The sequence below is a fragment of the Paracoccus ferrooxidans genome (assembly GCF_029909815.1).
GTDB classification, from domain to species: Bacteria; Pseudomonadota; Alphaproteobacteria; order Rhodobacterales; family Rhodobacteraceae; genus Paracoccus; species Paracoccus versutus.
Genome location: NZ_CP038201.1, coordinates 530,787 through 547,830, shown reverse-complemented (window position 1 = coordinate 547,830; position 17,044 = coordinate 530,787). Strand labels below are relative to the sequence as shown.

The window sequence follows — 17,044 nt, the reverse complement described above, 5'->3', positions numbered from 1 at the left end:
GACAGGAGATCCCATGAAACGCAAAATCGTCCTGACCTGTGCCGTGACCGGCGACGGGCCGATCCACCCCCGCTTTCCGAACTATCCGGTCACGCCCGCCCAAATCGCGGATGCCTGCATCGAGGCCGCCGATGCGGGCGCCTCGGTGGTGCATATCCACGGCCGCGACCCGGAAACCGGCCTCGGCAACCGCTCTCCCGAAATCTTCCGCGAGATCGTCCAGCGCGTCCGCGAAAGGAACGACCGCGTGGTCATCAACCTGACCACCGGCATGGGCGCCACCTTCGTGCCGGATCCCGCAGACGAGGCCGTGGCCCATCCGACCACCGATGTCGCGAGTGCCGTCGAGCGCGTCGGCCATGTGCTGGAGAACCGGCCCGAGCTTTGCACGCTGGACGTGACCACGATGAACCTGGAAGGCGGCATTGCCGGGGCGCCGGACTGCATCTTCATGAACACGCCCGGCACGCTGAACCGCATGGCGCAGCTGATCCGCGAAGGCGACGTCAAGCCCGAGATCGAGGTCTTCAACCCCGGCGACATCCTGCTGGCGCGGCGGATGATCGAGCAGGGGCTGATCGACCCGGCGCCGCTGTTCCAGATCTGCCTGGGGGTCAAATGGTCGGCGCCCGCCGACGCCAAGACGCTGATCTACATGAAGGAACTGCTGCCCGAGGGCGCGTCGTGGAGCGCCTTCGGCATCTCGCGCTGGCAAATGGACATCGTGGCGCTGTCCACGATCCTGGGCGGCCATTGCCGGGTGGGGCTCGAGGACAACATCTACCTGGAACGCGGCGTCTTCGCCACCAACGGCCAGCTGGTCGAGCGCGCCAGCCGCATCATCGCCGACCTGGGCTGCGAGGTCGCCACCCCCGACGAGGCGCGCGGGATCTTGGGACTCGATGCGCTTGCCGAAAAACGCCTGGCGGGCTGAGGAGATGCGCTTTCCCGTTTCGCTCAATGCCGTGGTCGCGCATCGCTGGCATTGCGATCATTTCGGGCATCTGAACGCCCGCCATTACGCGGCCGCCTTCGACGACGCGATCTTCATCTTCTGGTCTCAGGCGGGGGTGGAGGTTCCCCCTCCGGGACAGCCCGGGGTGATCCCCGTCACCGCCCAGTTGAAGATCGAATACCGATCCGAGGTCACGGCCGGCGAGGTGCTGGCGATCTCGGGGCAGCCGGCGCGCATCGGCGGCAAATCCGTGACCCTGGCGCTGACGATGCAGGAAGCCGCCACCGGCCGGACCGTCGCGACCTGCGAGGTGGTCGAGGTGTTCTTCGACGCGCTGGCGCGCCAGAGCGTCCCGGTGCCCGACCCCGTCAGGGTTGCCTTGCAGGGGGCCGGATAGCCTGCCTTCACAACCGTTCCAACATAACAAGATCAGGGAGAAACATCATGAAACACCCCCATTCGACCACCGCGCTGGCCTTGATATTCGGCCTCGTGGCCTCGGCCAGCGCAGCGCAGGAGGTCAGCGTCGTCACCTGGGGCGGCGCCATCGAGGTCAGCCAGATCGAGGCCTATAACAAGCCCTTCACCGAAGCGACCGGCATCAAGGTCACCACCATCTCGGCGGACGATCCCTCGGTCCTGCTCAGGGCGCAGGTGGGCGCGGGGAACGTGACGGCGGATGTCTTCGACGTGGCCATGGCCGATGCCGTGCGGCTTTGCGACGACGGCGCGGTCATCGCCATCGACCCGGCCGACCTGCCGCCGGGGGCCGACGGCACGCCCGCGGCCGAGGACTTCATCGACGGCGCGCTGAGCGATTGCGGCATCGCGACCATCTTTGCCGGCACCGTGATCAGCTACGACACCAGCAAGTTCCCGGACAAGGCGCCGTCGACCGTCGCGGATTTCTTCGACACCCAAGCCTTTCCCGGCAAGCGCGGGCTGGCCAAGGACGTCAAGCGCACACTGCATTTCGCGCTGATGGCCGAGGGGGTGCCGGCATCCGAGGTCTATGACGTGCTTGCCACGCCCGAAGGCGTCGACCGGGCCTTTGCCAAGCTCGACACCATCAAGAAGGACGTGGTCTGGTGGGAGGCAGGCGCGCAGCCGCCGCAACTGCTGGCAGACGGCGAGGTGACGATGACCACCGCCTATAACGGCCGCATCTTCGACGCCGCGATCAACGAGGGCAAGCCCTTCGAGGTGATCTGGGACGGGCAATACCTGGAACTGAACGCCTTCGTCATTCCCGTGGGCGCGCCGCACCCCGAAGAAGCGCTGGAATACGTCAAGTTCGCCACAGGGTCCGAGCCCCTGGCCGGACAGGCGCGCTATATCAGCTACGGCCCCGCCCGCAAATCCTCGGCCCCGCTTCTGGGGCTCTACAAGGACGACAAGACCGAGATGGCGCCGAACCTGCCGACGGCGCCGGAGAACATGGCCAATGCCGTCCTTGAGGATCCCGGCTTCTGGGCCGATCACAGCGCTGAACTGGCCGAGCGGTTCAACAACTGGCTGGCGGCGAAGTAGCCGGTGCCAGGGAGAGCGAAGGCGCCTTCGCTCTCCTGTCTTCGCAAATCACTTCTGTGGTTTCAGGCTGACCCGCGACGCTGACGCGTTTTAGACTAGGGCAGGGGATTCGTCTCTGTCATTAGCTTCTCGCGGAAGACTTCGGCGGGTGTCCCGGCACAGCCCGTCCAAAGACGGACGATTCGGTGACTGTTGCGATGGTCCGGGAACGTCCAGCTGAACGAGCCCTACGTCCGATCCGAGAAGGATCAGCGTATGAGCCAGGACGAGATAAGAGCAGCCAGAGGATTCATGTCCATTACCGCATTCATGATCGATGCCGTCAGATCCCGGCCAATGCCGGTCACCGGGTGGCTATGATTCCGGCGAGACGCCGCAGGAGAGACTCGTCGAGCTTGAAACGACGCTCGAAGACCGGACGCTCCGCTTCCGGACCGGTGGTCTCGTAATGCACGCGCAATACCCCGGCGCGGGTGGCATAGGCGAGCCTGGCCGAAGGGCCGACGCTCGACATCTGCAGGTTCAACGCCACATCGTCGAGCGAGCGGAACTCGCCGGCAGCCATCGCATCGACCAGTGCGGCAACGCCTTCACCCAAGGTCCCCGCCGCGGCAAGTGCCGCCCCACCCGGAAACACGCCTAGACCTGCAGTCGCAGCCGGGTACTCCTGATACTGCTCCACCTGTTCGGCCAGCGCGGACAGGGGCGTTTCCGGGTCCGGACGCCATTGCACGGAGGCATGCAGTCGCGGCATCCGACTGACCTTGCCGACCTTCTCCGCCGCATCTTTCATGCCCGTGCCCAGGATCAGCGCGAAACTCAGGCTGACGATATCCGACCCGGTCATATGCAGCGCGGACCGACCGCGCCCGCTTTTCCGGCGCAGGCCAGCCGCCGACAGGCTGCGGTCGATGCTCTCGATCGTCACGGCGTTGACGTCGAACAGATCGGCCATTGCCGCCACCATTTCTCCCGACGTTGCCATGTTGCGAACCATCCGAATTTATTTCGTATGGGAGTTACGGCAGGCGGGAAAGCGGGCGTCAATCGCCAACCGGAAAAATTTCGGATGAAAGAGGGGCTCTGCCCTCGACCGAGGGCGGCCCGCGCGATCCCCAGGTGCTCCAGCAGCGCCAGGGCGTCCCGTGCCTCTTGCGCCATCGTATAGGTCTCGGGATCGGCCCAGTCCGAACCACCGCGGCCGCGGCGAGTCCGGAGGCTGCACGGTCCGCCGCGTCGATCTTGCGGATGCGTGCGATATTCTCGGTCAGGATCTCATCCAGGGTCGCCATATCATCCAGGGTAATGAACCCGGGTATGGCGAACTTGATCGCCGCTGCGGTTGGATTCTTCAGACCAAGGTTTTTCGCAAGAACCGCGTCAATGACAGCGACGGGTTGCGCGAGCCGATGCCAGCGCGACACCGTCCGGGCCCAACCGGCCCCGGGATTGATCGCGATCAGCTGCGAGGTGGTGATGCTTGAGTTGCCAAGAATGGGGTGGCCGACAACCTCGCTCCAGAGCATCACGTGCCCGAGCGGTGAAATCAACGGCTTCCAGTCCGACAGAACCGGCGCATGCGCGATGTCCGCTTCCGAGGGGCCGGCTTCGACAGCGGCGATGGCCTGCAGGGCCTGGTCGATCCAGGCGCGGTCTTCGGGCGAGAGTTTCATGGCTGATCTCCTGTATGAGCAAGGATGGACGTGCCGGATCAGTGCCGAACCGGCCGCTGTTCCAGATCGGCGGCGCGCTGCAGCATGCGCGTGGCGACCCGCAGGCTGGGGTGATGCCGCTGCAGGGTGGGGTGGGCGAGGACCTCGCAGATCGCGTCGACGGCCGTCTCGGACAGCGCGCGCTTGACGCCCTCGCGCCGCACGAAGCCCTGTAGTTCGGCGAGGGTGAGAGGACGCAGCGGGATCGGCGGGCAACGGCTGAGCAAGGGTTCCGGCAACCGGCGGTGATCGTTCGAGGTCAACACCCATATCACCCAGCTCATGTCGAACTTCACCTGGTAATAGAGGCAACTCCAGCGCGTCGCGATCAGCGGCTCCAGCAACGGCAAAAGCGCCTCTGCCAACCCGAAGGCGTGGCCCTTTATGGAGCAGGCCTGTCCGGCCTTTTCCACCTCGTCCACAATCATGACGGGATTGGCGATACGACTTTGCAGCACGGTTTCGATCAGCCGCCCCGGGTGGGAACCACCCCAGCCTCGCTGCGAGCCGACAACGCCAAAGCTGGCATTCTCGCCGGTGGCTTCGATCACCGCGGTCGGCACCGAGAGCAGTTCGCCGAAGCGCCGCGCCCAGTGGCTTTTGCCGATGCCCGGCGGACCGTCGAGCAGAAGAGGCGGCACCCTCAGGCCCGGCCATCCTTCGCGCACTGAGCGCCGCGCAGCGTGCCAGACCACCTCGGTGGCCGGGGCCATCCAGGGCATGTCCTCGTGCAAGGCCGCCGCCAGTTCGTCGGCCCGATGCTCGCTTGGGATAGAGATCAGTCGCACCCCATTCTTCACCGCGTCCAACCGCGCTCGATCGTCCGACTTCAGGTGTTCGAGGCCGGTGGCGGCCTTGCGAAGCTCCAGGATTCGCTTGACCCGGCGCCGGATGCGGGCCGCGTCGTCGGCGCTGATCCCGATGATATCCATCAGATCCATGCCGGGGCTTTCGCTTGGCGCATCGACATCGTCAGGTGGGGCCAGACGCTCCGGGGGGAATCCGTTTGCAGCGCAGCTTGCGCAGATGCCGCTTGAAGCGGTCCTCGAGTTCGAAGCGACCCTCGTTCGGGCTGAAGGTGCGGGTCTCGATGAAGGGGATGGTGGACATGGGGATACTCCAGTCATGAGGGGGCCGTCGACCAAGAAAGGTCGGTCGCGGCAGCAGGCTTGAGGGATGGCGATCAGGCGCTTGGGAAGATCAGGTCGGGCGGGGTTTTCGAACCGGCCCGGACCGAGAAATCGCGTGGTGCCCGCGAGATATCAGCCTGGCGATCGGTCGTCTATACTCTGGCCAGAACCGATATAGGGCGATTCAGTCAAGCGGGCAGGGCGTGGCCGGCAGGCATGTATCAGGCGAACAGTTCGCGCGAAGTCCGAAAGCAGACCTTCCAGCATCTTCGGGTCGATGGACACATAGCCTGCGGCCTCGATCACGCGTATCTGGCGCGCGATGCCGTTCAGCTGTGAGGGAGCGAATGCGCGCTACTGAGCGAAGGAAAACCCCAAGCGGATCAGGCCCTGCAAGCTGCGGGCCCAGCCGTCAGGTCGGTCAATCACCAGCAGTCGCGGTGTCAACACAGGGCGGCGCCCGAGGCGGGGATGATCCATCAGCACACCCCAAAGCGCAGGAAACCCTTGCATGAAAAGGCAGGGCTGCCAGGCCTCAAGGATGATCGCGTGTGCAAGATCGTTGGGGCAGGGCGCCTGCACAAAGCAAGGCATGAATGCGCCCGAAATGCGTTTCGGCGATCGACGCGTGTGCTGTTGTGGCCCGCGAATGGTCGTGTGGGGATGGCGGCAGCCGCTCAGCAGCCGGGGCGAGTGAATTCTCGGAACAGGACAGCATCTTCAGCGGACCTTTCAACATAACCCGCTTTCCGGAGACAAAAGGTTCTCCGAAGCAGCGGCGGCGAGATAGCAGCTGGCCAGACGGCGCTCGGAGGCTATCGCTGGTCAGTGCCTGGATCGTTGCTGAAATGTTCCTACTGCGTCAATCGGGACGATCAAGTATCGCAGTGGCCTCGGCCGCCCGTTGAACAGGGAAAGCGAGAAGGGCGGTCGTTAGTGTAAATCATTGAAATATTTTAATACTGGTTACATCGGCGATCCAATGGCAAATATTTGGCCAACCAATGGTCGCCGAAACGGCCAAAATGGCTCTTTTTTGGCCGCCAGTTCAACGAGCTTCCAGAACATCGCGAGTTTCATCGGCTTTCACTCTAGGGTTGAATTTCCCTGATAACCAAAATTATGTAATCAAACATATTCCGACTCCCGCCGCCATCACCACGGCCTCAGCCGCGCAAATTTCTGCCGTCCCCCCGGCTGATCCACTTTCGCGATGGCGATATCAGCCGCACCCGACGCAGGCCGCTGTCCATGCCGCTCAGCCTGCGCCGATGTCGAGCAGCCGCCGCACCAGTTCGAAACTGTTGCGCACCCCGATCTTGCGGATCATGTTGGCGCGATGCACCTCGACCGTGCGCGGCGAACAGCCCAGCGATTTGGCGATCTCCTTGCTGGTGAAACCGTTGACCAGATAGCCGGCAATCCGCTTCTCGGTCGCGGTCAGCAGGCTGTCGGCACCGACCGCGGAATCCAGCGGCCGGTAGGTCCAGATCGCCAGGCGGTGCGGGTCGGCCTGGTCCATGGTCCGCCCTCGCCCCTCCATCCAGACGATCTGTCCGTCCTTGCGCCGCATGAAGCGTTCGTCGCGATAGAACGGCCGCTCGCGCAGCGCCTTGCGGGCGCGTTCGCCGACCAGGTCGAAATCGGTCTGGCCGGGGTAAAGGCAGCGCATGGATCGGCCCGCCAGCTCCTGCGGCGTCCAGCCGAAGACGGTTTCGACCATCAGGCTGGCGCGGACGATCACGCGCTCGGCCAGGACCAGGGTGGCATCGGGCGCGTTCTGGAAGCCGAGACTGTCGTAATCCCTGGCCGCGGGCTGGCGGACGGTTGGTTGCATGGAATACCTATTCGACTACGTATTCCTACGGATAGAGTATTCCTGCCGCATGCGACAAGCTCGGTCGTGGCGGAGGGGAAGGCCGACCGTCGGAGATCAATCAAATCGAGGCGTGCGAATGACAGGATCGAACAAGCTTTATCCCAGCGCGGCCGCTGCGCTTGAGGGAGTGTTGCGGGACGGGATGTTGATTGCGGCCGGGGGTTTCGGGCTTTGCGGCATCCCCGAGCTCGCCATCGAGGCGATCCTGCGGGCGGGGACCAGGGACCTGACCATCGCCTCCAACAATTGCGGCGTCGACGGCTTCGGGCTGGGCAAGCTGCTCGACTCGCGGCAGATCCGCAAGATGATCTCCTCCTATGTCGGCGAGAACGCCGAGTTCATGCGGCAATACCTGTCGGGCGAGCTGGAGCTGGAGTTCAACCCGCAGGGCACCCTGGCCGAGCGCATGCGGGCGGGCGGCGCCGGCATCCCCGGCTTCTATACCCGGACCGGCGTCGGCACCGTGGTCGCCGAGGGCAAGGAACACAAGGATTTCGACGGCCAGACCTATATCCTGGAACGCGCCATCGTCGCCGACCTGTCGATCGTCAAGGGCTGGAAGGCGGACGAGACCGGCAACGTGATCTTCCGCAAGACCGCGCGCAACTTCAACGTGCCGGCGGCGAAATGCGGGCGCATCTGCGTCTGCGAGGTCGAGGAGATCGTGCCGACGGGCAGCCTCGATCCCGACGCCATCCACTTGCCGGGGATCTATGTCCACCGCCTGGTCCAGGGCAGCCACGAGAAGCGCATCGAGCAGCGCACGACTCGTTCGCGCGTCTTCGACACGACCCGCAGGAAGGAGACCGCGTGATGGCCGCCGAAATCAAGGGCTGGGATCGGAACCAGATGGCGGCGCGGGCCGCGCGGGAGCTGCAGGACGGCTGGTATGTGAACCTCGGGATCGGCATCCCGACGCTGGTGGCGAACCATATCCCCGAGGGGGTGCATGTGACGCTGCAGTCGGAAAACGGCATGCTGGGCATCGGCCCCTTCCCCTATGAGGGCGAGGAGGACCCGGACCTGATCAACGCCGGCAAGCAGACGGTGACGGAATTGCCGCAGACCGCCTATTTCGACAGCGCCGAGAGCTTCGCGATGATCCGCGGCGGCAAGATCGCCATGGCGATCCTGGGGGCGATGGAGGTGGCCGAGAACGGCGACCTGGCGAACTGGATGATCCCCGGCAAGCTGGTCAAGGGCATGGGCGGCGCGATGGACCTGGTGGCGGGCGTGGGCCGGGTGGTGGTGGTGATGGACCACACATCGAAGCATGGCGAGTCGAAGGTGCTGAAGACCTGCACGCTGCCGCTGACCGGCCAGGGGGTGGTGGACCGGATCATCACCAACCTGGGGGTGCTGGACGTGGTCGAGGGCGGCTTGCGCATCGTCGAGCTGGCCGATGGCGTCAGCGAGGCCGATCTGCGCGCCGCGACCGAGGCGGCGATCGTCGGGTGACGCCCGCGAAGGGAGGGGGCTGTCTGCCCCCTCTTGCGGCAAAGCCGCAATTCACCCCCGAGAGTATTTGCCGAACGGAGAAAGCCGGCACGGCACGCCTCGGGATGGAGAGAGGGCATGGGCGACCGCCCTGCCCTTTTTCGTTCCGCATGGCCGGCGGCAGCCGCGGTCCCGCAGCCCCAGGCGGGCTATTCCGAGACCTTCTTCACGAATTGCGATTTCAGGCCCATCTGCCCGATGCCCGGAATCCGGCAATCGATGTCGTGATCGCCCTCGACCAGGCGGATGCCGCGCACCTTGGTGCCGACCTTGACCACCGAGGACGATCCCTTGACCTTCAGATCCTTGATCACCGTCACCGTGTCGCCGTCCTTCAGGACGTTACCGACGCTGTCGCGCACCTCGTCGGCGGGCTCGGATCCCGCATCCTGGGACCATTCATGCCCGCATTCGGGGCAGACAAGCAGGGCATCCACCTGATAGGCATAGGAGGAGGAACATTCGGGGCACGGCGGCAGGCTTTGGCTCATGGGCGCCACTCTAGCCCTGGGGCCTGCGCTTGGCCATCGCGAAAACTGCGGCATTCCGGGGCGTTCCGCCGCAGCCGGCGGGCCGAGGATCGCGCCTGCGCGGCGGCTAGACCTTGCTCGTGGTGCCGAGCCCCAGCGAGATCGCCACGCGGGCGGCATCGGCGCGGTTGTTGATGCCGAGCTTGCGGTAGAGCTCCTTGATATAATGGCTGACCGTATGCTCGGAAATCGCCAGCCGCAAGGCGATGGCCCCGGTCCGCTCGCCCTGCCCCAGCAAGGACAAGACCTGCTCCTCGCGCCGGGAAAGCCGCACGTCCAGCGGCTCGCCCGCGGGAACCATGCCTTCGCGAAGCCGCTGCGCGAAGGCCAAGGTGTTCTCGATCTTGAGATGCAGCAGGTCCAGGTCGATCGGCTTGGCCAGGTAATCGTCCGCCCCGGCACGCAGCCCCGCCAGATGCGGCTCGCGATCCGACAGCGCGGTCAGGAAAATGAAGGCAGTCCTTTCCGCCAGCCTGCCCGAGGCGCGCAGATCGTTCAGCAGCTCGAAGCCGCTGCGGCCCGGCAGCATGACGTCGCACAGCACGATGTCGGGCCGGCTTCGGGACAGGATTGCCTCGGCCTCGTCGCCGTTGCGCGCGGTCAGAACCCTGTAGCCCCTGGACGCGAGTTCCTCCTGCAATTCCTCGAGGATGAACAGCTCATCCTCGACACAAAGAATGGTCGCCGGCCCGCGCTCCCGATTCATCGACGTGATCCCCCTTGGCAGGCACGGCGACAACGAACTCCGACCCCTCACCCAGGCGCGAGGTGAACGTGACCTCGCCGCCGTGCAGCGCGACAATATCACGAACCAGGCTCAGGCCAACCCCGACTCCGGGCAATCGGTGAACATTCGGCGCGCGATAGAACCGGTCGAAAACCGCGCCCTGCGCCGCCGGCGGGATGCCCGCGCCGCGATCCCTGACGCGGCAGAAGATCCGGTCGCCGTCGCGCCACGTATCCAGCCGGACCGGCGCCGGCGCTTCGGAATATTTCATCGCATTGGACAGCAGGTTCAGCACCACCTGCTCCAGCAGCACGGGATCGGCATCCGCCAGCAGCGGCATGTCCGACAGGGCGACCTCCAGCACCCGGTCCGGGTTGGCTTGCCGGGTCTGCTCGGCGGCGATCCGGGCGATCTCGTTGAAATCGACGAGGCGGCGCGAAAGCGCGATGTCCTTGCCCTCGACGCTGGCCGAGGCGAGAAAGCCGCTCAGCAGCCGTTCAAGCCGTTCCGCCGCGTCCAGAATCCGGCTGAACTTGCGCCTGAGCGTTTCCGAAAGCGGCGTTTCCTCGCCGCGCAGCTGTCTTTGCGCGATCATGTGGATGATGGAAACCGGCGTGCGGAACTGGTGCGAGACGGTGACGATGAAGCTGCGATAGACCTCCTTGGCCCTGCGCTCGACCTCCAGCGCCTCCTGCAGCTCGGTCGTGCGGGCGGCGACCGTCCTTTCCAGTTCCGCGCGATGGGCTTGCAGTTCCGCCTGCGCGCGCATGGAGCGGCGCATGTTGCGCCACAAAAGGCCGGCCATGACCACCCCGGTCAGGAAGGCGCCGCCGACGGCCAGCAGCAGCAATTGCATGATCTGCAACAGGGCTTCGCGGCGGACGTGGCGGTCGATCCTTTCGTCCAGCGCGGTGATGTTGGTGATCTCGCGCAGGACCGAGGAAAGCACGGCGACGCGCGGCGTCAGCACCTCCAGATCGGTGGCGTCGAAATCCTCGGCCATGAAGGCCCCGTCCAGTTCTTCCAGCAGGCTCTTGGCCTGGAAAACCAGATCGTCCGCGCCGATCGCACGCAGATAGTCGATCTGCGGCCGATCCGCCATCAGCGCGATGCGGCTGTAGAGGATCTCGAAGCGCAGCAGCACGTCCTCGACATCCCGGTCCAGGCTGACGCGGTAAAGGGTCAGCATCAGGTTCTGCGCCTCGCGATCCGCCTGGTTCGCGGCCCAGAGGTTGCGCTCGACGATCTCTTCGCGAAAGGCGCGGTCGATATTGACCAGCTGGAACAGGGAATAGACGAACAGCAGGACAAAGCTGGCAATCGTCAGGAGCGCGAAATGGGAACCGCGCAGGCGCATCAGAGGATGGTGATCTCGAACAGCTGCCAGATCCAGCGTTCGTCCATGACGGCAAGCTGCAGGTCCGGCCGCTGGTCGCGCGGATAGACCAGCCAGAGCGGTCCCTTGTCGCGCACCCGCATGGGCTTGCCGTTCATCTCGCGCGCCAGGACGGGCTCGTAATCCCAGGCATCGTCGGCCGGAAGCACGATGCCGTAATCGTTCAGCGCCTTCATCAGAAGCTTGCGCCCGGCCAGTTCCGACCGCGTCATCCCGCCGCTGGTCAGCACGTCGCGAAGGAAGGGGCCGCGGAACTGCTGCTTGCCGTCGGTCCAGGGGGTCTGCGTGGTGAGCTGCTGCCAGGGCAGCGCGGCAATGTCCTCGGCCTCGAGCTGCCTTACCCTGCCCGAGGGTTCGGTGATCGTCAGCATCGCCCCGGCCGGGCGGGCGAAAAGCCGCGGGGCGGGCAGAACGGCCGCCAGGGCCGCCATTGATCCGAACAGGACAAGGTCTCTTCTGCTCAGGACGGTCTCCATCGCGCGACGCATCTGGTCCTCTCTCCGACAGGAAACAGCGGTGGGTAGGACATGCGCGAACCGGGGTATAGCTCGCGCATGCCGTTTCGTTACCTTCGGCCGAAGGGCCGATTACTCGCTACGATAAACCGCCTGTCCTCGGGACGTGAGAGGGGATTTCGCGACAATCGCGCGGCCCGATCGGACGCAGGTCATTCTGGCACTGGCGGCTGGGGGGCACCATTCCCCAAAACAGGGGAATGGCCGCGCCTCCCCTGCCCGTCCACGCTGCGCCGTTGCGCTGGCGTCCCATCCGCGGGGTCCGCCCGCGCCCGGCGGATGCACCCATGGCACCCGGTCCCGCAATCCCCGGCGCCCGCTTCCGGTTCCTCCCCCGGCCCGCCGCCGATCCGGCGGCCTGCTTCGGCAAAGCCCTGCCGAAAGCGCCGGGCGCTCGCGCCCATGTGTCCGCGCCCCGCTTGCCGGCTTGGGGCGCCGCGGCTAACCGGGAACGATTCCGCTGCCCGGCGCTTATGGCCAGGAAGCATCGCGATGAAGGAGAAAGCCATGCGTCACCTGTCGCTCTTTCTGGCCGCCCTGCTTGCGGCGGGACCGGCCCTGGCCGAGAACCGCGGCGTGGTGATCGCCAATGCGCGCTACCAGAACGCGCCGGAACTGGCCGATGCCGATGCCGGCGCCGCCTCTGCCGCGATGAAGGCGGCCGGGTTCCGCACCGTGGCCGGGGCCGACCTGGTGGTCCAGGACGTGCGCCAGGCGCTGGCCGACCTGCTCCGGCCCGACGATTCCCCCGGCGCGCGGATCGTGCTGCTGAACGGCCGCTTCCTGCATGGCGGCAGCGACAGCTGGTATATGGGCACCGATGCCGACAAGCCCGACCTGGTCGGCGCCGGCTCGCAGGGCGTGCCGCTGTCCATGGTGCTGGACCTGATGAAGCAGGCGCAGCCGGGCGCGGTGCTGCTGCTCGGCTCGGACGAGGCGGAAATGGAACATGCGGCCGGGCTGGAGAACGGCATCGGCCCGCTGACGCCGCCCAAGGGGGTGACGGTGATCTCGGGGCCGCCCGCGGCGACCAGCGCGGCGGCGGCGGCGCTGCTCAAGCCCGGCACCTCGGTCGGCGATGTGGTCGGCGCAGACGACCGGCTGGCGATGGCCGAGGGCGGCGATGCGCAGCTGGTTCTGGTCGCGGCCGGACCGGACGCCGATGCCCCGGCCGGGCCGCTGGACGCCGACCGCGACCTTTGGGCCAAGGCCGCGGCCGAGGATACGGCGGCCGCCTATCGCGGCTATCTCGACCGCTACCCCGGCGGGCTCTACTCGGCGGCGGCCAAGGCGCGACTCGATGCGCTGGGGGCGGTGCAGTCGGACCGCGATCTGTGGGCCGATGCCGCGGCGGCCAATACCGTCGCCGCCTATCAGGACTACCTGGCCCGCTATCCGCAGGGCGAGTTTGCCCAGGCCGCGCAAAACAGGCTGGCCGAATTGCGCCCCGACCCGACGCCGGCCCTCGCGCCGACCCCCGCCCCCGCGCCGGCCCCCGTGCAGCCGCGCGCACAGGAAATCCAGCAGCCCCGCCAGGCCTCGCAGGCCGAGCTGACCGAGAACCGGCTGAACCTGTCGCGCGGCGACCGGGTGACGATCCAGCGCCGGCTGAACACGCTGGGCTATTCGACCGGCGGCGCGGACGGGATCTTCGGCTCGCGCTCGCGCGCGGCCATCCGGGGCTGGCAGCAGCGCAACGGCTATGCGGTGACGGGCTATCTGACCGGGCCGCAGGTGGATGCCATGCGGGCGCAGGCCAATGCGGCCGCCCCCAGCCGGGACGAACAGGACCACGCCTATTGGCAGCAGACCGGCGCCAGGGGAGGCGTGCGCAACCTGCGCGCCTATCTGGACCGTTACCCCAACGGCATCTATGCCCAGACCGCCCGGCAGCGGCTGGCCAATGCCGACCGGGACACCCCGCGCGGCGACCGCGAGGACCAGGCCTGGGCGCGGGCGCGGCAGGCCGATACCGTGCAATCCTATACGCAATACCTTCAGAACTTCCCGCGCGGCGAACATGCCGAGCAGGCCCGCCAGCGCCGCAACCGGCTGATCAACCAGGGCCAGATCGGCAACGGCGTCATCGGGCTCGACACGATCATCCGCGAACTGGTGAAGTGACCCCGCTCAGTTCAGCATCACCATGGCCAGGAAGGGGCCGGTGTCCATCAGCATGTCCGAAAAGCGACGAAAGCTTTCCGGGCTGACCGGCGGCGCGTCCGAGAAGTAATCGGCCAGCGCCCAGCCCTGGATCACCCCGTCCACCGGCAGCGGCGCCGGGTCTTCCAGCCATGCCCCCAGGTCGATGCCCATCGGCCCGCGCCAGAACGGGATGCTGCGCTCGCCCGCCAGCAGCGCCTCGCCATCGGCCAGCACCGCCTGCCAGGCGATGCCGGTGCCGGGCGGAAAGGCGATGCCGGTGGCCGAGACCTGGCGGTCGTTCGGGATCCATTCGCCGGCATCGTCGCTTTCCTGCCCGACCAGCGTCCAGAAGCGGCGGTTCTGGTCGATGGTCTGCTGCCAATGCGCGCGGGCGGCGCGGGTGCGCCCGGCATCGGGCTGGTTGCGCAGCATGTCGATGGCGACGGCCAGCGGGTCGATGAAATCGTCCAGCATCGGCGGCAGAACGGCCTCGCCCCCGGCCAGGCGGCTTTCGTCGATCCGGGCCCGCGTGGCAAAGACCTTGCGCAGGCTGGGCGTCGGGTCGAAGGCCAGCAGCAGCTCGCCCCCGCCCGAGACCAGATGCGTATAGGCCGCAAGCCAGGCCGCATCGGCGCGGTCGAAGCGGATCACCGGCAGCGCGGGCGGCGGGGCGGGTTCGCCCGTCTCCGGGTCAAGGCCCGGCATGCTGGACCAGACGATCCCGTCCAGCAGTTCCGCCGCGCCCTCGCCCATCCCGCGCCGGCCATCGGCGTCGAGGTCGAACCACAGATCGCCCAGCGAGATCGCCAGCCCGAAATCCTCGTCCGCCCCCAGCCCGTCCAGCGCGGAGCGGCTGCGCGCCATCGCCTCCAGCGTGGCCTGCGTCTGCTCGGCCAGCGCTTCGGGCGGCATCGGCTGCGGCGGCACGGTTTGCGGCAGTTCGGCGGCCGAGCCGAAGATCATGCCGCCAAAGGGCGCCACGCCATAGGTCACGCGCCAGCGCCAGGCCGCCTCGACCGCGCCCAGGAACTCCAGCCCGGCGATGGCGAAACGCTCGTCGGGCGCCGGGGCGGGCAGCGCCTGCAGCCGCTCCAGCGTGGCGGCGATGCCGTTCTGCGCGATTTCCCGCGACAGCGGCGACGGCTCGACGGGCTGCGGCGCCTGCGCCTGCACCGGCGCGGCAGGCGCGGCAAGGGCAAGCGCCAGGGAAAGGGTCAGCCGCCTCATGGCCGGCCCTCCGCCAGGCGCTGCGCCAGTTTGCGCCGCGTCCAATCCTCCAGCGCCAGCTCCTCTGCCCGGTCGCGGGCGCGCAGCCAGATCGGATCGGCCCCGAAGCGCGCCTCCAGCCGCGCCATCAGCGCCTGCGCCGGGCCGTCGCCCGCCGCCGCGGCCAGCGCGGCCAGCCGCCAGGCCAGCACATAGCTGCGCATCACGCCCTCGCCCCGCTCATGCGCCAGCGCCGCGTCGCGCAGCGCCAGGGTCGAGGCGAAGCTGCCCTCGGGCGGGGCGGTTTCGGCCGCCTCCTGCGCCGCCAGCAGATCGGCGGTGGCAAGCCCGGCCTCGATCCGCTCCAGCATCGCGGCGCCGCCCGTCACCCCCTGCGCCGCCGCCCGCAGCGCATGGCCATAGGCAAGCGCGGGATCGGTGCCGGCGGTCAGTCGCGCCAGGGCCAGCGCCACCTCGGCATCCTCCCGCATGGGGGTCAGCAGCTCGACGGCGCGGCGGCTGTTTTGCGGCACCCCCCTGCCCTCGGCCAGCGCCAGACCCAGGGCGCGGTTGTCCTGATGCGTCGCGGGATCGGCGATCAGCGCCACCGGCGGCGTGGGCAACCCGTTCGAAAACTGCGGCCGGAACAGCGCCGCCGCATCCTCGGGCCCGGCCCATAGCGTGGTGTCGAAGGCCACCGGCTCGGCCGGGCGGACCTCGGCGGTGACAAGGCCCGGCTCGGCCATGAAGGCCCGCAACGCCCGCACCAGCCCCTGCTGCGACTGGTGCAGGGCGCTGCCCGGCTCGGCGGTCAGCAGCGCCTGCAAGGCCTCGGGACTGCTGGCCTCGGGCGGCAAAAGCGGCTTCAGCCTTTCCCAGACGCCCAGGTTTTCCGCCGACAGATGCGCCGCGCGCAACGTGCCGCGCAGGCCGATCTGCGGCGTCTCCTCGGTGACGGCGCCGGTCTCGTCGGGCTGGCTCGCCGCCGTGATTTTTTCGAAGAAATCCGGCGAGAACAAGGAAACATAATCGAAATCCGCGCCCGCCTCGATCCGGACAATGCCAGGGCTGATGGCCTGGATGTCGGCGCTCAGCGCACCGCTGCCCGAGGCCTGGCGCAGATCGACCGACAGCGCGGCCAGGGGAATGCTGGCCCCGCCCGTCACCACGCCGATCATCGCCGCATTGGGGCCGAAGCAGTTGTTGGCGATCGACAGGTCGGCCGCGTCCAGGCGCAGCCGCGATTCCGCCTGGTTCCAGAGGCTGAGGCCCGAGACCTGCAGCCGCCCCAGCGTAACCCGGCAGTTCTTGTGCCGGCCAAGCCCGGCGACATGCAGGTCGCGCAGCACCAGCCCGCCGCGTTGCGCGTCGATCTCCAGCCCGTCATAGCGGATGTCGGCCACCATCCGGGCATAGGAAATGGCCCCGCGCACCAACCCCGCCGCGATATTGGCGGGGGAAAACACGCTGGTCGGCGCGGGCTCGGCATGGGCGGTACCGGCCAGGGCCAGCGAAAGGGCGGCGCCGGCGGCAAGGCGTCGGGCAAGCGGGCGCATGGTCTTTCTCCTCTTGCTGCTTCGGCAAGAAGGGAAAGCATCGGCGCGAAACTTGCAAGCCGCTTCGGTGCCGGCGCGGGCCTAATCGGCCGGCACCTGCCAGGCGCCGCCGCCTGGTCGTCGGCATGGCAGTAAAGCGGCTTGCCGCCATAGACCCATTGCAGCGCGCCGTCGCTGCGCTCGACCACGGTCCAGCCCTTGCCCTTTTCCTCGTCGCTGCTGCCCCGAAGGGGCGGCCAGATCCTGGCGCAATCCCAGTAGCAGGC

The 17,044-nt window shown here is 67.4% G+C and carries 18 protein-coding genes; 6 read left to right on the top strand and 12 right to left on the bottom strand.

Annotated features, from left to right (window positions below):
- The first annotated feature begins 13 nt into the window (after positions 1-13).
- Genes E3U26_RS15725 through E3U26_RS15715 form a run of 3 tightly spaced genes read left to right on the top strand, consistent with a single transcriptional unit; the run spans position 14 to position 2,485 of the window.
- The gene (locus E3U26_RS15725) at positions 14-934 is read left to right on the top strand and encodes a beta-keto acid cleavage family enzyme (protein ID WP_499105939.1); all 921 of its coding nucleotides are present in this window, start codon (positions 14-16) and stop codon (positions 932-934) included.
- A 4-nt stretch (positions 935-938) separates the two neighbouring features.
- Positions 939-1,352, top strand: a complete 414-nt coding sequence (locus E3U26_RS15720; RefSeq protein ID WP_072464091.1) for an acyl-CoA thioesterase — start codon at positions 939-941, stop codon at positions 1,350-1,352.
- Between the two features lie 47 nt (positions 1,353-1,399).
- A complete protein-coding gene (locus E3U26_RS15715; protein WP_499105938.1) occupies positions 1,400-2,485 on the top strand; it encodes an ABC transporter substrate-binding protein in 1,086 nt (361 codons plus the stop codon).
- A gap of 343 nt (positions 2,486-2,828) precedes the next feature.
- Here the strand turns inward: E3U26_RS15715 and E3U26_RS15710 are convergent, their stop codons facing one another.
- From E3U26_RS15710 to E3U26_RS15685, 6 genes are all read right to left on the bottom strand, one after another.
- Complete coding sequence (locus tag E3U26_RS15710; RefSeq protein ID WP_499105937.1) at positions 2,829-3,440, bottom strand: hypothetical protein; 612 nt, start codon at positions 3,438-3,440, stop codon at positions 2,829-2,831.
- Positions 3,441-3,528: 88 nt separating this feature from the next.
- Positions 3,529-4,158 (bottom strand): DUF6634 family protein, encoded by a 630-nt coding sequence (locus E3U26_RS15705; RefSeq protein ID WP_499105936.1) that lies wholly within the window; start codon positions 4,156-4,158, stop codon positions 3,529-3,531.
- Positions 4,159-4,196: 38 nt separating this feature from the next.
- A complete protein-coding gene (locus tag E3U26_RS15700; protein WP_499105935.1) occupies positions 4,197-5,138 on the bottom strand; it encodes an AAA family ATPase in 942 nt (313 codons plus the stop codon).
- 31 nt (positions 5,139-5,169) lie between these two features.
- Positions 5,170-5,307 carry a hypothetical protein gene (locus tag E3U26_RS15695; RefSeq protein WP_240540599.1) on the bottom strand — a complete coding sequence of 46 codons (138 nt, stop codon included), beginning with the start codon at positions 5,305-5,307 and terminating at the stop codon, positions 5,170-5,172.
- A 374-nt stretch (positions 5,308-5,681) separates the two neighbouring features.
- The gene (locus E3U26_RS15690) at positions 5,682-5,921 is read right to left on the bottom strand and encodes a DUF6634 family protein (protein ID WP_499105934.1); all 240 of its coding nucleotides are present in this window, start codon (positions 5,919-5,921) and stop codon (positions 5,682-5,684) included.
- 664 nt (positions 5,922-6,585) lie between these two features.
- Entirely contained in the window at positions 6,586-7,164 is a 579-nt protein-coding gene (locus E3U26_RS15685) for a LuxR C-terminal-related transcriptional regulator (RefSeq protein WP_036759459.1), read from the bottom strand.
- 118 nt (positions 7,165-7,282) lie between these two features.
- On the opposite strand from E3U26_RS15685, the gene E3U26_RS15680 reads away from it, so the two are divergent.
- Both E3U26_RS15680 and E3U26_RS15675 read left to right on the top strand, forming a co-directional pair.
- Entirely contained in the window at positions 7,283-8,020 is a 738-nt protein-coding gene (locus E3U26_RS15680; protein ID WP_499105933.1) for a CoA transferase subunit A, read from the top strand.
- Positions 8,020-8,664 (top strand): 3-oxoacid CoA-transferase subunit B, encoded by a 645-nt coding sequence (locus E3U26_RS15675; protein WP_243785918.1) that lies wholly within the window; start codon positions 8,020-8,022, stop codon positions 8,662-8,664. Before E3U26_RS15680 ends, E3U26_RS15675 begins: the two co-directional genes overlap by 1 nt.
- A gap of 188 nt (positions 8,665-8,852) precedes the next feature.
- Here E3U26_RS15675 and E3U26_RS15670 read toward each other — a convergent pair whose 3' ends face one another.
- From E3U26_RS15670 to E3U26_RS15655, 4 genes are all read right to left on the bottom strand, one after another.
- Complete coding sequence (locus tag E3U26_RS15670) at positions 8,853-9,194, bottom strand: zinc ribbon domain-containing protein YjdM (RefSeq protein ID WP_449044869.1); 342 nt, start codon at positions 9,192-9,194, stop codon at positions 8,853-8,855.
- Positions 9,195-9,300: 106 nt separating this feature from the next.
- A complete protein-coding gene (locus tag E3U26_RS15665) occupies positions 9,301-9,939 on the bottom strand; it encodes a response regulator transcription factor (RefSeq protein WP_499105932.1) in 639 nt (212 codons plus the stop codon).
- Positions 9,893-11,317 carry a sensor histidine kinase gene (locus E3U26_RS15660; protein WP_449044870.1) on the bottom strand — a complete coding sequence of 475 codons (1,425 nt, stop codon included), beginning with the start codon at positions 11,315-11,317 and terminating at the stop codon, positions 9,893-9,895. The genes E3U26_RS15665 and E3U26_RS15660 overlap by 47 nt, the downstream gene beginning before the upstream one ends.
- Entirely contained in the window at positions 11,317-11,844 is a 528-nt protein-coding gene (locus E3U26_RS15655; protein WP_499105931.1) for a putative pterin-binding protein, read from the bottom strand. The genes E3U26_RS15660 and E3U26_RS15655 overlap by 1 nt, the downstream gene beginning before the upstream one ends.
- 519 nt (positions 11,845-12,363) lie before the next feature.
- Here E3U26_RS15655 and E3U26_RS15650 point away from each other — a divergent pair.
- The gene (locus E3U26_RS15650) at positions 12,364-13,995 is read left to right on the top strand and encodes a peptidoglycan-binding protein (RefSeq protein ID WP_499105930.1); all 1,632 of its coding nucleotides are present in this window, start codon (positions 12,364-12,366) and stop codon (positions 13,993-13,995) included.
- Between the two features lie 6 nt (positions 13,996-14,001).
- Here the strand turns inward: E3U26_RS15650 and E3U26_RS15645 are convergent, their stop codons facing one another.
- Positions 14,002-15,243 (bottom strand): hypothetical protein, encoded by a 1,242-nt coding sequence (locus E3U26_RS15645; protein WP_499105929.1) that lies wholly within the window; start codon positions 15,241-15,243, stop codon positions 14,002-14,004.
- The gene (locus tag E3U26_RS15640) at positions 15,240-16,778 is read right to left on the bottom strand and encodes a hypothetical protein (protein ID WP_499105927.1); all 1,539 of its coding nucleotides are present in this window, start codon (positions 16,776-16,778) and stop codon (positions 15,240-15,242) included. The genes E3U26_RS15645 and E3U26_RS15640 overlap by 4 nt, the downstream gene beginning before the upstream one ends.
- Positions 16,779-17,044 lie beyond the last annotated feature (266 nt).

Excerpts from the sequence above, each read along its gene's own strand:
- E3U26_RS15660 (WP_449044870.1), bottom strand. The coding sequence starts at position 11,317 with ATGCGCCTGCGCGGTTCCCATTTCGCGCTCCTGACGATTGCCAGCTTT.
- E3U26_RS15680 (WP_499105933.1), top strand. The coding sequence starts at position 7,283 with ATGACAGGATCGAACAAGCTTTATCCCAGCGCGGCCGCTGCGCTTGAG.
- E3U26_RS15710 (WP_499105937.1), bottom strand. The coding sequence starts at position 3,440 with ATGGCCGATCTGTTCGACGTCAACGCCGTGACGATCGAGAGCATCGAC.
- E3U26_RS15645 (WP_499105929.1), bottom strand. The coding sequence starts at position 15,243 with ATGAGGCGGCTGACCCTTTCCCTGGCGCTTGCCCTTGCCGCGCCTGCC.
- E3U26_RS15690 (WP_499105934.1), bottom strand. The coding sequence starts at position 5,921 with ATGCCTTGCTTTGTGCAGGCGCCCTGCCCCAACGATCTTGCACACGCG.
- E3U26_RS15650 (WP_499105930.1), top strand. The coding sequence starts at position 12,364 with ATGAAGGAGAAAGCCATGCGTCACCTGTCGCTCTTTCTGGCCGCCCTG.
- E3U26_RS15715 (WP_499105938.1), top strand. The coding sequence starts at position 1,400 with ATGAAACACCCCCATTCGACCACCGCGCTGGCCTTGATATTCGGCCTC.
- E3U26_RS15720 (WP_072464091.1), top strand. The coding sequence starts at position 939 with ATGCGCTTTCCCGTTTCGCTCAATGCCGTGGTCGCGCATCGCTGGCAT.
- E3U26_RS15665 (WP_499105932.1), bottom strand. The coding sequence starts at position 9,939 with ATGAATCGGGAGCGCGGGCCGGCGACCATTCTTTGTGTCGAGGATGAG.
- E3U26_RS15655 (WP_499105931.1), bottom strand. The coding sequence starts at position 11,844 with ATGCGTCGCGCGATGGAGACCGTCCTGAGCAGAAGAGACCTTGTCCTG.
- E3U26_RS15675 (WP_243785918.1), top strand. The coding sequence starts at position 8,020 with ATGGCCGCCGAAATCAAGGGCTGGGATCGGAACCAGATGGCGGCGCGG.
- E3U26_RS15700 (WP_499105935.1), bottom strand. The coding sequence starts at position 5,138 with ATGGATCTGATGGATATCATCGGGATCAGCGCCGACGACGCGGCCCGC.
- E3U26_RS15640 (WP_499105927.1), bottom strand. The coding sequence starts at position 16,778 with ATGCGCCCGCTTGCCCGACGCCTTGCCGCCGGCGCCGCCCTTTCGCTG.
- E3U26_RS15695 (WP_240540599.1), bottom strand. The coding sequence starts at position 5,307 with ATGTCCACCATCCCCTTCATCGAGACCCGCACCTTCAGCCCGAACGAG.
- E3U26_RS15685 (WP_036759459.1), bottom strand. The coding sequence starts at position 7,164 with ATGCAACCAACCGTCCGCCAGCCCGCGGCCAGGGATTACGACAGTCTC.
- E3U26_RS15705 (WP_499105936.1), bottom strand. The coding sequence starts at position 4,158 with ATGAAACTCTCGCCCGAAGACCGCGCCTGGATCGACCAGGCCCTGCAG.
- E3U26_RS15725 (WP_499105939.1), top strand. The coding sequence starts at position 14 with ATGAAACGCAAAATCGTCCTGACCTGTGCCGTGACCGGCGACGGGCCG.
- E3U26_RS15670 (WP_449044869.1), bottom strand. The coding sequence starts at position 9,194 with ATGAGCCAAAGCCTGCCGCCGTGCCCCGAATGTTCCTCCTCCTATGCC.